Origin of the sequence: Marininema halotolerans, assembly GCF_900116235.1 — a bacterium.
GTDB classification, from domain to species: domain Bacteria; phylum Bacillota; class Bacilli; order Thermoactinomycetales; family DSM-45169; genus Marininema; species Marininema halotolerans.
The window spans coordinates 1-14,695 of the sequence record NZ_FPAA01000014.1 but is presented as its reverse complement, the minus strand read 5'-3'; the positions used below and the strand labels follow the sequence as shown (position 1 = coordinate 14,695).

The 14,695-nt window shown below is 46.2% G+C and carries 15 protein-coding genes, 1 other RNA gene and 1 other annotated feature; of the genes, 6 read left to right on the top strand and 10 right to left on the bottom strand.

Translation table 11 applies throughout. The features are described 5' to 3' along the window. Positions 1-14: 14 nt before the first annotated feature. Entirely contained in the window at positions 15-431 is a 417-nt protein-coding gene (cymR, locus tag CHX35_RS15185; RefSeq protein WP_091838998.1) for a cysteine metabolism transcriptional regulator CymR, read from the bottom strand. Next, positions 361-1,107: a YczE/YyaS/YitT family protein gene (locus tag CHX35_RS15180; RefSeq protein ID WP_091838995.1), complete on the bottom strand. Its 747-nt coding sequence runs from the start codon at positions 1,105-1,107 to the stop codon at positions 361-363. Before CHX35_RS15180 ends, cymR begins: the two co-directional genes overlap by 71 nt. Positions 1,108-1,304: 197 nt before the next feature. Here CHX35_RS15180 and CHX35_RS15175 point away from each other — a divergent pair, with 197 nt between their 5' ends. Continuing rightward, the gene (locus tag CHX35_RS15175; RefSeq protein ID WP_091838992.1) at positions 1,305-2,633 is read left to right on the top strand and encodes an AAA family ATPase; all 1,329 of its coding nucleotides are present in this window, start codon (positions 1,305-1,307) and stop codon (positions 2,631-2,633) included. A gap of 28 nt (positions 2,634-2,661) precedes the next feature. On the opposite strand, the gene CHX35_RS15170 is transcribed toward CHX35_RS15175, so the two are convergent. The 4 genes from CHX35_RS15170 to hisS form a co-directional block, all read right to left on the bottom strand. Then, the gene (locus tag CHX35_RS15170; RefSeq protein ID WP_091838989.1) at positions 2,662-3,225 is read right to left on the bottom strand and encodes a 5' nucleotidase, NT5C type; all 564 of its coding nucleotides are present in this window, start codon (positions 3,223-3,225) and stop codon (positions 2,662-2,664) included. 199 nt (positions 3,226-3,424) lie between these two features. Continuing rightward, positions 3,425-3,597, bottom strand: a non-coding RNA gene (ssrS, locus tag CHX35_RS15165) — 6S RNA. A 44-nt stretch (positions 3,598-3,641) separates the two neighbouring features. Next, on the bottom strand, positions 3,642-5,405 hold the full coding sequence (aspS, locus tag CHX35_RS15160) for an aspartate--tRNA ligase (protein WP_091838987.1): 1,764 nt from the start codon (positions 5,403-5,405) through the stop codon (positions 3,642-3,644). A gap of 18 nt (positions 5,406-5,423) precedes the next feature. Continuing rightward, positions 5,424-6,701 (bottom strand): histidine--tRNA ligase, encoded by a 1,278-nt coding sequence (hisS, locus tag CHX35_RS15155; protein WP_091838984.1) that lies wholly within the window; start codon positions 6,699-6,701, stop codon positions 5,424-5,426. Positions 6,702-6,759: 58 nt separating this feature from the next. Then, positions 6,760-6,998: a binding site (T-box leader), on the bottom strand. A gap of 176 nt (positions 6,999-7,174) precedes the next feature. Here hisS and CHX35_RS18050 point away from each other — a divergent pair. Continuing rightward, the gene (locus CHX35_RS18050; RefSeq protein ID WP_281252091.1) at positions 7,175-7,300 is read left to right on the top strand and encodes a hypothetical protein; all 126 of its coding nucleotides are present in this window, start codon (positions 7,175-7,177) and stop codon (positions 7,298-7,300) included. A gap of 112 nt (positions 7,301-7,412) precedes the next feature. Here the strand turns inward: CHX35_RS18050 and CHX35_RS15150 are convergent, their stop codons facing one another. Beyond that, the gene (locus CHX35_RS15150; RefSeq protein ID WP_091838981.1) at positions 7,413-8,663 is read right to left on the bottom strand and encodes a threonine synthase; all 1,251 of its coding nucleotides are present in this window, start codon (positions 8,661-8,663) and stop codon (positions 7,413-7,415) included. 311 nt (positions 8,664-8,974) lie between these two features. Here CHX35_RS15150 and CHX35_RS15145 point away from each other — a divergent pair, with 311 nt between their 5' ends. The 4 genes from CHX35_RS15145 (at position 8,975) to CHX35_RS15130 (ending at position 12,258) form a co-directional block, all read left to right on the top strand. Beyond that, the gene (locus tag CHX35_RS15145) at positions 8,975-9,838 is read left to right on the top strand and encodes a glycerophosphodiester phosphodiesterase (protein WP_091838978.1); all 864 of its coding nucleotides are present in this window, start codon (positions 8,975-8,977) and stop codon (positions 9,836-9,838) included. Between the two features lie 143 nt (positions 9,839-9,981). Beyond that, on the top strand, positions 9,982-10,752 hold the full coding sequence (locus tag CHX35_RS15140) for a class I SAM-dependent methyltransferase (protein ID WP_176392123.1): 771 nt from the start codon (positions 9,982-9,984) through the stop codon (positions 10,750-10,752). 17 nt (positions 10,753-10,769) lie between these two features. After that, a complete protein-coding gene (locus tag CHX35_RS15135) occupies positions 10,770-11,561 on the top strand; it encodes a class I SAM-dependent methyltransferase (RefSeq protein ID WP_091838973.1) in 792 nt (263 codons plus the stop codon). Between the two features lie 214 nt (positions 11,562-11,775). Further along, positions 11,776-12,258 carry a macro domain-containing protein gene (locus tag CHX35_RS15130; protein ID WP_091838971.1) on the top strand — a complete coding sequence of 161 codons (483 nt, stop codon included), beginning with the start codon at positions 11,776-11,778 and terminating at the stop codon, positions 12,256-12,258. Between the two features lie 47 nt (positions 12,259-12,305). Here CHX35_RS15130 and CHX35_RS15125 read toward each other — a convergent pair whose 3' ends face one another. The 3 genes from CHX35_RS15125 to CHX35_RS15115 all read right to left on the bottom strand — a co-directional run. Next, positions 12,306-13,820, bottom strand: a complete 1,515-nt coding sequence (locus CHX35_RS15125) for a coproporphyrinogen III oxidase (protein ID WP_091838969.1) — start codon at positions 13,818-13,820, stop codon at positions 12,306-12,308. A 78-nt stretch (positions 13,821-13,898) separates the two neighbouring features. Further along, entirely contained in the window at positions 13,899-14,075 is a 177-nt protein-coding gene (locus CHX35_RS17645) for a hypothetical protein (RefSeq protein ID WP_176392122.1), read from the bottom strand. Between the two features lie 143 nt (positions 14,076-14,218). Then, positions 14,219-14,695 (bottom strand): RNA-guided endonuclease TnpB family protein (locus tag CHX35_RS15115; RefSeq protein ID WP_091836148.1); only part of this gene is annotated, 477 nt, incomplete at its 5' end.

Here is a 14,695-nt window from a genome sequence, read left to right as displayed (position 1 = left end):
TTTTTCTCCTGCCTTTAAATATAAAACATATAGGAGTCATCACTCTCCGAGGATTGATTGTTTAGATCGGCTAAGGTTGTATTGTCCAATACATCAGCAATCGCATCTCGGATTTTTTTCCATAACTGACGGCGTCCTGGATTATCTTCTTCTTCAAATTCAACTGGACTGATCGGTCCTTCTAATATTCTTATCACATCACCTGCAGTGATCTCCTCTGGTGAACGTGACAATTTATATCCACCATAGGCACCTCGGACACTCCTTACCAATCCCGCATTGCGTAAAGGTGCAACGAGCTGCTCAAGATAATGCTCTGATAAATCATGACGCTCTGCCACACTTTTAAGCGATGTGGGCTTATCCCCGTGCCTTGTCGCCAAATCCATCATGATAGTAAGCCCGTATCTTCCTTTTGTGGAAACCTTCATCTGATCCTCCCCTTCTCAACCACTGTGCAATCATTTTCTCCCAAAATCCTATCGAAACCTGCATAAAAGGTCCAATAAATATTGAAAAAATAACGGTTCCAATAAAAACAGTCCCACCTAGCAGCCAGCCTACGAGCAATACACTCACTTCCATCATCATCCGCACCCGACTGATCGAGTACTTCCAACGCTTATTAATCGCCATAACAACCCCGTCTCGCGGTCCTGCTCCTAGCCGGGGAGCAATGTATAAACCATTCCCAACGGCAATTAATAAAAACCCTCCCACCATAAGAAATGCTTTCTCCCACCATAGGGATGGCACAATCAGCCAGCTTTGCTCCAGATAACGATCCACAAACCAACCCACCAGTAGCATATTTAAAATGGCACCTGGGCCAGGCATTTTTTTATCTATAATTCCTGCGATGATTACCATCACAATCCCTACAGATTGTAACCATATACCAACGGTAAGAGAAGATTGGATAGCAAGTCCCATATGAAGTACATCCCAAGGAGCCAAACCCCATCCGGATCGAACCATCATGGCAATTCCAAGCGCCATCATCGCCAAGCCACAGAAAAACGCACCCCAACGGATGAGCCAAAAACGTAAGGTGTGATACCGTCTGTTCCAACCTTGATCTTTACTTGCATCATCCGCTGCTCGCAACCCTATCACCCTTCATATGTGAGGATTTTCGACAACTTTCTTTAACGACTTCTAGTAGTTTACCATAATCAACAATCGCCTGTGGAGAAAAGCATAACCACCTTGCTAAGTACACATCAGTATGTTAATCATGAAGAACGAGATTCATTGATCTTCTTCAAGGAAAGGAAGTGTACAGGCGTCTTTTCGCTGTTGTCATGAACCTTTTTGAATACGGACAGGAAAAAGAACGGCAGGGACCTCTGGCCGCACGTATGCGCCCTCGTACCCTCGATGAAATTTCAGGACAAGCTCATATCTTAGGAAAGGGAAAATTGTTACGGCGATCCATCGAAGCCGATCAACTCTCTTCCATTATCCTTTACGGTCCACCAGGAACAGGGAAAACGACCCTTGCCAAAGTGATTGCAGGCACAACAAAAGCCGTCTTTGAGCAATTAAACGCCGTCACCTCAGGGGTATCCGATATTCGCCGTGTTACCCAGGAGGCGCGAGAACGTCTTAGCATGTATGATTCCCGTACATTGCTTTTTATTGATGAAATTCATCGATTTAATAAAACGCAGCAGGATGCGTTGCTTCCCTATGTAGAAGATGGCACAATCATTTTGATTGGAGCAACGACGGAGAACCCTTCCTTTGAAGTCAATTCTGCGCTTCTTTCTCGCTCACGCATCTTTCAACTTGATTCTCTCAATGAACAGGATCTTGCTCAGCTTGCCAAGCGAGCGCTTTCCGATGAAGAACGAGGGCTTGGTTCCTATCAGCCTACAATCGACGCAGAGGCTCTTGAACACATTATCCGTGTAGCCGGTGGCGATGCGAGAAATATGTTTAATGCGCTGGAGCTGGCTGTCGTTACTACTCCACCAAACGAGAACGGAAATCGCCATATCACCTTAGAAGTGGCTGAGGAGTCCATTCAAAAGAAAGTCATTCGCTATGACAAAAAAGGAGACAATCATTATGATACGATCTCCGCTTTTATCAAAAGCATGCGTGGCTCCGACCCCGATGCCTCTCTATATTATCTAGCAAAAATGATTCACGCCGGGGAAGACCCCCGTTTTATTGCCCGCCGCGTTTTTATTCATGCTGCCGAAGATGTTGGCCTTGCAGACCCACGCGCCCTGTTGATTGCCTCGGCTGCCGCCCAAGCGGTGGAGCATATCGGTCTTCCTGAAGCCCAAATCCCATTAGCAGAAGCCGTTTTATATATCGCAACCGCCCCCAAATCGAATGCAGTTGTTCAAGGGATTCACGATGCCCTTCACGCAGTTCGCAGGGAATCCCGCGCAGAAGTTCCACCCCATCTGAAAGATTCTCACTTTAACGGCGCCAACGAACAAGGACGAGGCATGGGTTACCATTACCCTCATCAGTATCCCCGAGGGTGGGTCGATCAACAATACTTACCTGATGAACATTTAGGTACTACTTTCTACCACCCTACCCAGCATGGATATGAAGGGAAATTACAAGACTACATGGCATGGGTTAAACAGCCGCCCCATAAAAAGACGTGACCACTATAGTGGTCACGTCTTTTTATAATCATCCTCCGTTGTCAATCCATTGATAAGCTTGGTCCCAATGGGTCATCCGATACACCCCTTGGGTATACGAGCAGTTATAGGATGCATCCATCACAACCGTTGGGATTTTCGCTCGAATGAGCTTGTCCAAATGATGGGGATCATCCTCAAAAAAGAGTTCAACACCTAACTCTTGTGCAACTTTTCCTTTATCCTGAGAATTCATATATAAATTCTCACCATCAAAGGGAAAGTCATGTTCTTTTAACCACTCCCGTGTCACACTGGCTACTTTTGGGATATTGGGACGCGCGGTAATAAAGTAAATCGTATGCCCCTTTTCTTTCAGATCATTCAAGACATGAGGTGCATTTTCTAATGGAACCCCAAGAGAGTAAATTTTCGCTTCTAACTTCCTCCATAAGCGGCGACCTTCTTTACGGGTAATTCCATAGGCTTTATCCATATGAAATTCCTTGACATCCTTACAGGATACTGCCCGACCCAGTTCATCGTTAAAGCAACGAATTGCCGCTTCTTGGGTGTTCTTAATCGTTCCGTCAATATCTACTCCGATAATCATAGCAGACTACTTCCTCTCACTGAAATCTCCTCTATTATCCCACACACGACAAGGATCTTTCACCTAAATGTGAAGGATTCCCCCCATTGTGTGTTGTGAATGTCCACAATGAAGAAAAGTTTCCCCATACTATCGATTAAAGAATTCCCTTTAGGTTCAGGTTCTCTGTGAATTTTATTATGATTAAAAGAACAAAAAAAAGAGCCCCATTTATGCCGTGGTCTCCTCAGTTTTGAACCTGCTCTCGCAGGTGGGTGCTCTGCACGAATGTTAACAGGTCCCATAAGGGCATCTGCGCTCACCCGTGACGCAAGCTCCCGAAAAAAAGGTGTTGGCTCAAAACTTTGGAGGATACGGACATCCCAGGGCTCTCTCTTGTGGCTTTATTTTACCACAGTGATTGGTTTTTTATCAAGTCATGATTCTCGCAAAGAAATATGAAGCTCACGCAATTGATTTTCTTCGACAGCAGAAGGCGCATCGGTTAAAAGACAACTTGCACTGGCCGTCTTTGGAAAGGCAATCGTATCACGAAGATTACTGCGTCCTGCCAATAACATCACAATCCGATCCAGCCCAAAAGCAACCCCACCATGGGGAGGTGCTCCATACTCAAAAGCATCCAGAAGGAAACCAAATTCTTCCTTCGCCTCTTCCATCGTAAAGCCTAGGGCACGAAACATGGCTTCTTGCACTTCACGGCGGTGGATCCGTTGGCTTCCTCCACCTAATTCATAGCCGTTCAGCACCATATCATAGGCTTTGGCACGAACACTTCCTGGGTCGGTCTCTAACAGGGGCAAATCCTCATCCATCGGACTAGTAAAGGGGTGATGTTCAGCAAACCATCGATCTGCTTCTTCATCATAAGCAAGAAGGGGGAACTCCGTCACCCAAGCAAATCGAAATACCCCCTTAGGGATTAAATCAAGGTGTTTTGCTAAACGAACACGTAGTTCACCAAGTACCTCCGCTGATTTTTTGGGTTGATCTGCAATGAAAAAGAGAAGATCTCCGGTTTCTGCTTCTGTCGCTTTCATAATATCGTGCCATTCGGTCTCTCCAAGAAACTTAGCAACAGGGCCCTTCGTTCCTTCCTCTTTAACAGCAAGCCAAGCCAAGCCCTTGGCACCAAATTGTTGAGCGATTTTCCCCCACTCATCGACCTGTTTTCGACTCCAACCCGCTTGCCCCTTGACATTAATTGCCCTTACACGTCCCCCGTTCGCTACAGTGGAGGCAAATACTTGGAAGCCACTTTCCTTCACCATCTCCGAAAGATCCACTAATTCCATATCAAAGCGAAGATCCGGACGATCCGATCCAAAACGATTCATCGCCTCTTTGTAAGTTAGTCGTTCAAAAGGAGTCGAAACCTTATGCCCAATCGTTTCTTCACACAAATCTGCCACCATGGTCTCCATCATGGATAAAAAGACTTCTGGCTCCAGGAATGACGCTTCAATATCAATTTGAGTAAATTCAGGTTGCCGGTCTGCACGTAAATCCTCATCCCGGAAACAACGTACGATTTGGAAGTAACGTTCCATTCCGGAAACCATCAACAGCTGCTTAAAAATTTGCGGAGATTGGGGCAGTGCATAGAACTCCCCTTTATGAACACGGCTGGGGACAAGGTAATCCCGTGCACCCTCTGGAGTACTTTTCGTCAACATCGGCGTTTCTACTTCAATAAAACCCTCTTCCGATAAAAAACTACGAACCTTTTGCATGACTTGATGGCGAAGAATTAGGGTGTTTTGCATCATTGGACGACGAAGATCGATATAGCGATGCTTCAAGCGAGTCGTTTCGTCCACCTCTACATCATCCTCTACGGCAAAGGGAGGCGTCTTCGCTTCATTCACAATCTCTACTTCTTCTGCCACAATCTCAATCGCACCGGTTTTCATCTTTTTATTAATGGTTTCTTCTGACCGTGAAACTACTTGACCTTGAATCGCTAACACAAACTCGCTACGTACTTTTTCAGCAATTTTAGTGGCTTCCGGTGCATGTTCCGGGTTACATACCACTTGGACAATCCCTGAGCGATCACGAACATCCAGGAATATTAGCCCTCCCAGATCTCTTCGTTTTTGTACCCAGCCATTTAATGTAGTCATTTTCCCTACGTGACCTTCATTCAGTTCCCCGCAGGTATGCGTTCGATATCGCATCCATCCGTCGCTCCTTTATCAGCTGTGATCTTTTCCGCTAATTTCACGAATATAGGTCGCCAGTTTGTCCAATTGAATGGTGGTTTGTTCTCCCGTTGCCATCTCTTTTACTACGATCTGATTTTTTTCCAATTCATTCTCACCTAGAATGGCGACAAAACGAGCCTGTGCCCGATCAGCAGCTTTTAACTGACCCTTCATTTTCCGATCAAGGTAATCCCTTTCCGCAGTTGAGCCTGATTGTCGTAGTTCTTTTAATAGCAGAACGGATCGCTTTTTTGCATTGTCTCCCAAGGAGACAATATAGCAATCAACGCCATGGGCAATGGGTAGCTTTACCTCCTGACTATCTAAGGCGAGCATCACTCGTTCTAACCCCAGACCAAAACCAACACCCGGCATCTCTGGCCCACCAACTTCTTGTACAAGCCCATTGTATCGACCGCCACCACCAAGCGAACCTGCATGACCTCCCTGACCTTCTAAAATGTATTCAAAGGCCGTTTGCGTATAGTAATCAAGCCCTCGCACTAAGCGCGTATCTAAAAACCACTCCACGTCCAAGAGATCCAAATTCTCTTTTACTGCTTCAAAATGAGGTTCACATTCTTCGCAAAGATAGTCGACCATACGAGGGGCATCATGTGTCACCTGTTGGCAACCCTCATTCTTACAGTCAAGAATGCGCATGGGATTTTGATCAAAGCGGGTCTGACAATCCTTACATAAGGCTTCTTTATGAGGAGTCAAATACGCCACTAACTTCTCTCGATGACGCGGACGACAAGTCGAACAGCCCACACTATTTAAAGCAACCTTCACTCCACGAATACCTACTGAGTGATAGAACTGCCAACCCAGATCAATCAGTTCCGCATCTAATGCAGGATCGGTTGCCCCAAAGGCTTCAATACCGAATTGATGAAACTGACGTTGTCGGCCTGCTTGTGGTCGTTCATAGCGGTACATCTGACCAATGTAATACCATTTTGTCGGCTGGGGTTCCCCATACACCTTTTTCTCTACAAAGGAACGCACCACCCCAGCAGTTCCCTCTGGACGGAGCGTAAGGCTTCGGCCACCGCGATCCAAAAAGGTATACATTTCTTTGCTCACCACATCCGTGGTTTCACCCACCCCACGCTGAAATAGCTCTGTCTGTTCAAAAATTGGGGTGCGAATTTCGGAGAAGTGGTACCGCCGACATAGTTCCCTCGCCTTATCTTCAATGTATTGCCATTTCTCTACCTCACCGGACATGAGATCTACCGTGCCCCGAGGAATGCGAAAGCTCACAAAAAACGCCTCCTTAACTTCCCATGAATATAAAAAATCCCCCGCCACTGACCGCATTGTCAGGGACGAGAGATTGGTTCACAATTCCCGTGGTACCACCCTAATTGAAGGCACGATGCCTTCCACTCAACGCCAGGTATCGGCTGGCGAACCGTCCGGCTCTATTATCCGATCTGGATTTCGATCCGGAACCTCCGGGTGTCTTTCCTTATTCTGGTGCAGAGAAGCGCTTTCAGCCAGTGGCGCCTCCTCTCTAACTGCCCGGGGAATAAGTACTTTTCCCTTCATCGGTGACTGGTGTAGAAGATGAACTCTTCTTAAGTTATATAAGATAGTATTGTACGGGATCCGCTACCACAAGTCAAGACCTCACAGGATAGAAGCCTAAATTTAATCTTTTGTACTACAACAGTATTTACATATCTCATCTGTTATACTATAATGTGTACTAATACAGATGGGAGGGATGACGGATGCATACGCAAAAGGAAGTCTGTCATATCTGCGGGGAGCCCATTGAGGAGAGCCGCGATGCCAAGTTAAACGAATGTTGCTCGGCTCAATGGATCAAGCAACAAATTGATAACTACTATCTCTAATCGACCTGGCACAGGGTTGCCGTTCTCTTGATTCATTTGATTCGCTTCACTACTTTAACCTGATCCCCGGATGACGGGGCTTTTTTGTGTTCTAATACAGATTATTAACCCACTAGGAATTTTTATTCATAAAGGTAGCTCGATGTTCGGTATTGACTCGCTCAGCATATTCCTTGTAATTCTTAATAACCGGAATAGACGTTGGAGGATCCCATTCCAAATATTTTAAAGCATGCGCGGTATTATAAAGAACCACACGCTCTCCAGAACGAATTTCACCAGCTTCACGAAGGTGAAGTAAGCCCGCAAATACCACTGCGCCCTCTGGCGATGACGATATCCCTTGGTAACCCATATACGCTTGTGCTTGCAAAATCTCATCCCTCGTAACAGCGACGGCTGTTCCTCCAGTTTCCCGAAGAATCGATAGAATCAGATCGCCAGCAGGTGGATTCGGGACGCGCACACCCGTCGGTGAAGAAGTGGTGTCATCCCCATAGGGAACCAATTTTTTCGCTCCAGAACGAAAAGAATCGACTACGGGTGTACATCCTACCTCTTGCACACTGACAAATCGGGGCAACTCCCCTTGTAACATCCCCATTTCCTTTAATTCACCAAGCGCCTTCCAAATACCGATTAAACCCGATCCTCCCCCCGTTGGATATAACAACACGTCTGGCATCTCCCAAGAGAGTTGTTCGGCTAACTCCAAACCCATGGTTTTCTTTCCTTCTAATCGCCCTAACTCTTTAGCAGTACCAACATTCACCCAACCTTCTGATGATTTACCCTCTTCAATTATTTTGCCTGCATCGTGAATAAGTCCATCTACCCGAAACGTCTTTGCTCCATAACGAATCGATTCTTCGACAATGATTCCTGGGCAATCCATGGGGACAAATACATACGATTGCAACTTTCCTCTTGCCGCATAAGCTGCCAATGCCGAGGCTGCATTACCATTCGAGGGCACCGCTACTTTTTCTATGCCACGCTCTTTTAATAAGGATACTGCCACCGAAAAGCCTCTTGCCTTAAAACTACCGGTAGGATTTTGTTCATCTCTTTTCACCCATAACCGTTTCAAAGTGAGCCTCTCTTCCCACTCAGGAATGCGAATCATGGGTGTCCACCCTTCGCCAAGGGTCACCGCTTCATTTGGACGATCGACTGGCAATAGTTCATGATAGCGCCACATCGTAGACGCTCGATCTTTCAGGGGATTGACCGACCAACTTGCTTTTACACGCTCGAGGTCGTAACCAACCAAAAAAACACCCCCGCAGGAACACTGACCTGCCCCTGCATTAAAGGGAATCCTATGGGAGCATCCTGAACAAACTAACCAACCATCCCTCATTCTCTTCCCTCCCGAATCCTAACCGTGGTTTATAAACCTTAGTTGTCCAGCAGGTTCTTTATGCCTCTCTTCTCTACATTCTCTCAGTATATGCAAGGATTCGCGGATTGTCGTTACAAAGAGACTCTCCCTTTATTTTTATTCCTTTGACCATGCGAAATGTAGCTCCGACCCCTTTCCTTCCATAGACCGCAGTACACGATCGACTCCTTGCCCATAATTAATTATAAGATTTACAAAATTTAACACCACCTTCATGTCACGCACTTACAATCAATTGTGATCACAAAAGGATAAGGAGAGGTTGCCTAGTGTTTGGATTGGCAAAAAAGGTCACTGTTTTCGCTCTCATGATGACCCTAGTCGGGATTCCCTTCAACGCATGGTCAATGGAGAAAGCGTCGGCGAAGTCCCCTCCTCCACCAAAAAAGATCAACTATCACGGCGCCTTTATTAATGTAGCCCATCGCGGGGCATCGGGTCATGCGCCTGAAAACACCATCGCCGCTTTTGACAAAGCGGTCGCCATGCACGCAACCTCCTTTGAGTTTGATGTTCAACGTACCAAGGATGGTCATTTAGTTATCATGCATGATACGACAGTGGACCGTACAACCAACGGAAAAGGCGCAGTCAAAGACCTCACCTTAAAACAAATTCGAAAATTAGATGCGGGAAGTTGGTTTGGTAAGTCCTTTGCCGGAGAGAAAGTTCCCACGCTTCGAGAGACACTTAAGCGCTATCGAACCAAACCGATTCGTATCGTCATCGAATTAAAAAAACCTGAGCTTTATCCCGGAATTGAGAAACAAGTGGCCCATATGCTGACTAAAACTGGGCTTACTGTGATTCCTAGCAAAGTAACCGTTCAATCTTTTAATGCTTCATCTATCAAAAAGTATCATCATCTGCAACCAAGAGTTAAAACTGGCGTCATCGTCAGCTTAACAGAATATTCCAAAGGCGTACCCGAACAAAAACTAACCGAATGGAAAGCCTTTGCAAACTACATTAATCCAAACTACAAGCTTGTGAATAAAAGCCTCGTGAAGAAAATTCATGACCGTAAAATGAAAATCCTTCCCTACACCATCCTTGACAAAAAAACAGCAACTGCTGTCCGTGACATGGGTGTGGATGGGATGATCACCAACTATCCAGAACTCGGTAAGTAAATGACTCGAATCACGAACCCTGGAGCACATCGCTCCAGTTTTTTTTATGCATTTGCCCATTCCATTTTCTGCTGAATTGCGATATAGTTAGTTTATAAAATGAAACTCAGTTTCGTGTAATGAAACAAGGGGGCGATTTCCTCATGGAAGAGAATAAAAGCGCCGTTCAAAAGCAATTTTCTCGTACTGGATCTCGTTATCAAAAAAGTATCCTTCACGCAAAGGGATCTGATCTACCGTGGATTACCCAGTTAGCCGGCTCACCTCTACTTGCCTTGGATGTGGCAACAGGAGCCGGGCATACCGCTTTCACCCTCAGTCCACTCGCGAAGCGTGTAATCGGTCTTGATTTAACCGAACAAATGCTTCATATCGCAGAAGAAGGAGCACGACAACGTCAATTGACCAATATCACTTGGTTTCAAGGCGACGCAGAAGCCATACCCCTTCCAGATAAACTCTTTGATGTGGTGACTTGCCGGATCGCAGCCCATCATTTTCCCCACCCCGAACGCGCATTTTTTGAATGTCGCCGTGTATTAGTTCCAGGCGGCACATTGATCCTTGTGGACAATTATGCCCCTGACGAACCACAAGCTGCGGAATTGATCAATGATGTGGAACGCCTTCGTGACCCTTCTCACTACTACGCCTGGAAAAAGGATCAATGGCTGGAAAAAATGACAGCAGGGGGCTTTACTTCGATCTCGCTTCAACACGAGTGGACAACCCCTGTCGAGTTAGAAGACTGGTTTCGACGCGCTGATACACCGATCGCCTCCCGCTCGGAAATTCGTCATCGCCTCGCTACCGCTTCACCCCCATTACAAAGCCTCTTTGGCTTTGAATCCACTGCGGCCACCCCTCACCTTTTATTGCACAAAGGGTTATGGACCGCACAACGACCAAACTAATTTGAGGGGGATTGATCATGCCAATCAACTTTTATTCGGAGGAGAACCGAACCTCTTATGTTACACGAGCCGCTGATTCACAATGGTGCCATTGGTTTAAACAGCATTGGGATCCGATGGGTAAAGTCGTTGTCGATCTGGGTTGCGGTGGCGGAATATATAGCCGTGCCTTTCTGCAGATGGGAGCACGACAAGTAATTGGCATCGATGATTCTCCTATTATGCTTAAGGCAGCACATTCAACCACCTTATCGGACCGTGTCGATTGGATGTGTTGCGATGCCGCTCATACGCATCTTCCTGATCAAAGAGCTGATCTGCTTTTTATACGAGCCGTGATCCACCATCTTCGCGAGCTTGCCCCTCTCCTTACCGAGGGTCTTCGCATATTAAAACCAGGCGCATCAATCATTATTCAAGATCGAACACCTGAAGATTGCTTTCTACCACCTAGCACCTCCCATTTACGTGGATTTATCATGGCATCTCAGCCCGAGTTGCAATCCATTGAAGCGAAACGCCGGTATCAGCAAAACACAGTAACCGAGTCGCTAAAAGATGTGGGCTTTGATTCCATCCAGTCAGAAACTCTTTGGGAAACACGTTGTACATATGCTACCCTTGATGATCTTGCTCAGAATATCCTTCAACGTACAGGGCGTTCCATTCTTCATGACCTGACGAATCATCAACTTGCTTCCCTAAGTCAACAGATTCAACGCGAATTGATCCGTCAAGGATATGTGACCAACATCGTGGACCAAGATCGTTGGACGATATGGTCAGGGATAAAACCCTCTTTAAATTGATTTTTTTGTCATTATTTTCTCCGCATATCCTCCCTTGAGCAATGCTCTACTCCTATCGGGAAAGATCCCGCCAGTCGACAAGAGACTTTGAAAATCCCCCATCCCCAGCGTTGACGTAATTCAACTTGATATTCACCTCCTTTCTTCGTGGGATTCGTGCTTGTTTTTTTACTGAAACTGCCCCATAATTTCTGTGTGGAGGGAGGACACATCAATGGTAACTATACACAATATCCCCATTTCCCAAAGTCGTACGGAGGCAATTGTCAATCCGATCAATTGTACCGGACGGCTCGAAGTAGGTCCCATGCTCCAACTCCGTGAAGCCTTTCCAATGAACTTTATTGCGTACCGTCGTGCGTGTCGTTTGCGACGAATTCAACTCGGAGAGATGTACGTCGTTCCTCTCTTATCAGAAGATCGTGAACCCGACTATATTATTAATTTCCCAATAAAAAAAAATCGGCGTCCCCCACGCCTCGCCGATATTCAACAAGGGTTAACGAGTCTCGTTCACACCTGCCACGAGTGGAACATTCGCTCCATTACTTTACCTGCCATAGGGACTGAGCCAGGTGGTCCACCATGGTCCGATATAGAAGAGGCCATTATGCAGGCTTTTCTACACTCACCCGAGCTGGACGTCTACCTCATCCCTCCAGCGGAACATCACCCTACGCCTGATCCCGTTCAATAAGTAACAAGCAGACCAGGAAGGTTGACCTCTTCCTGGTCTGCTTGTTGTTATGAATGGATCGTTCCATACGCCTGATCAAGGGCTTTTAATTTTTTTATGGTCTGTTCTTGCACCGTATCAATGTAGGCTTGAGGCTCCTTTGGGTTGGGCCAGCGGTTTAATCGACCGCCCCCTGGTGGAATAATTTTGCTGACGGCTCCGCAACCGAGACCAATAATTGTCTGACGCTCTTCCATAATGCTAATGTTGTACAAACTCTCTTCCCCAGGAAATGCGTAGCCGACATTTTCTTGATTGCCAAGAATATTTTTCTGCCGATAAAGATAATAAGGAACATACCCTTGGTTCCGCGTCCAAGCACGTGCTTCTTGTACCATTTGAGCGATCTCTTCACCCTCTGCCACCCGATATTTATCAGGGTTTCTCGTCATATGGGAACCTCGTTTAAAGGAAAGGGTATGCACAGTTAATGACTCCGGACGCAATTCTTCCATAACCCGTAGGGATTGCCTGAAACGATCAAGTCCTTCGTTTGGAAGACCAATAATCAAATCCATATTGATGTTATGAAGACCCATTTCCCGCGCGAGATAAAATTTGTCCAGTGTCTCTCTCACCGTATGATGCCGTCCAATCAGCTTTAATGTACTTTCCTCAAAACTTTGAGGATTAATGCTGATGCGATCCACCTTCCACCGCTTCAATAATGCTAACTTTTCCACATCCAGTGTATCTGGTCGTCCAGCCTCTACTGTCAATTCCCGTACAAGGTCGTAGTTTGGGATCGATTGTTTAATCTCTAAAAAAAGTGCCTCCAGTTGGTCCGCCGTGATAGACGTCGGTGTACCCCCACCAAAATAGATGGTCGTTACACGACGGTCATGGCGATGCAACCATTCTCCAACGGCTGTAATCTCCTCATGCAATCCCTTTAAAAATTCCTCAACCGACCCATTACGTCCTTGAATTGCATAGGCAGGAAACGTACAATAGGCACATTTTGTAGGGCAAAAAGGAATTCCGATATAAAGGCTGACTTCTTGATCCAACTGATAAAGGTCCGGTAACACGGTAGTTTGACGCTGTACAATCTCATCAAGTAAATCCACCTTATCGGGTAGCAAAGCATAGTCCTGCTTGAGCACTCTTTTGGCTTCTTCTACCGGAACTTGATCAAACATCATGCCATGGTATAGTTTCGTTGGACGGACCCCCGTTAAGATGCCCCACGGTTGACGTGTTCCTGTCGCCTTTTCTAGCACTTGAAGTAACGCATGTTTGATCACGTGTTTTACGCGTCGTTGAATTTCCTTTGGTGTACCACTCATAATGGTTTCTTTTTGATCCGTAGCTACCCACGTTTGATCCTTACGGCCCAAGACATTCAAAGTGACTGAGACAATGATCTGACCGCCTTCTTCTCTGACTACAAAATCAAGAAAACCATCTGTCTCTTCTTCTCCTGCAGGATTTACCTTCGCCTTCGGAAAAAAGAGCCCAATTACTCGTTCGATATCTAATTCAAAGGACGGGTCTACCCCCGTTACTCTCCATTTCTTCACATCAAAACCACGGCACCCTCTATAGGGTCCGCGTCCCCCCTCACATCATACACATTCGTTTTATTTAGTCTAGCTCAGTCATTGCTGGAAATCAACGAACTTACTTGGATGGTATCCGTTCATTGGAGCTTGACTCCTCCTTCCATCCACCTGTCCTTGTAATGAGTCAGTTGCCCCTTGATTATCGTGAGGATCGACATAACCATGAAGAATCATTCGGGTCACATATTCAAATTGTTGTTGTGTTCGACGCATCAACTTTTCTCCTTGTGGATTTTTCTTCATTTTGTCCAAAAAGGAGGGATGATTAACCACTTTGAACCTCCCCCACCTACGCTAACGCTAAGAGGTGAGGGATTCTTGGAAACTCCCATCGACTGACAGGATACACTCCAAGCTTAGACCGTCGTCCCAACGGCAAGAATCTTTAGTCCTTCTTGCAAAATGTTTTTGGATGCATTGATGTCTCGATCATGATGGGAGTGGCACGTAGGACATGTCCATTCTCGTAGGTTGAGGTTTTTTACGTCCTTATTGCGGTAGCCACAGGCTGAGCATAGCTGGCTGGAAGGGAACTGTTTCCCTACTTTCACGACGTTTCGTCCGTGCCATTCTGCCTTGTAGGTGAGCATGGCAACGAACTCCGACCAGGATGCATCCGTGATCGATTTGGCTAACTTGTGATTCTTCACCATGTTCTTTACGGAAAGATCTTCGATGCAAATCGTTTGGTTTTCACGAATCAGCTTCGAGGACAGTTTATGTAGGAAGTCGAGACGCGCGTTTACGATCTTCTCATGGATACGGGCGACTTTGATGCGGGCTTTGTGCCAATTGGAACCGCCTTTAGTTCGACGGCTCATGATCCTTTGCGC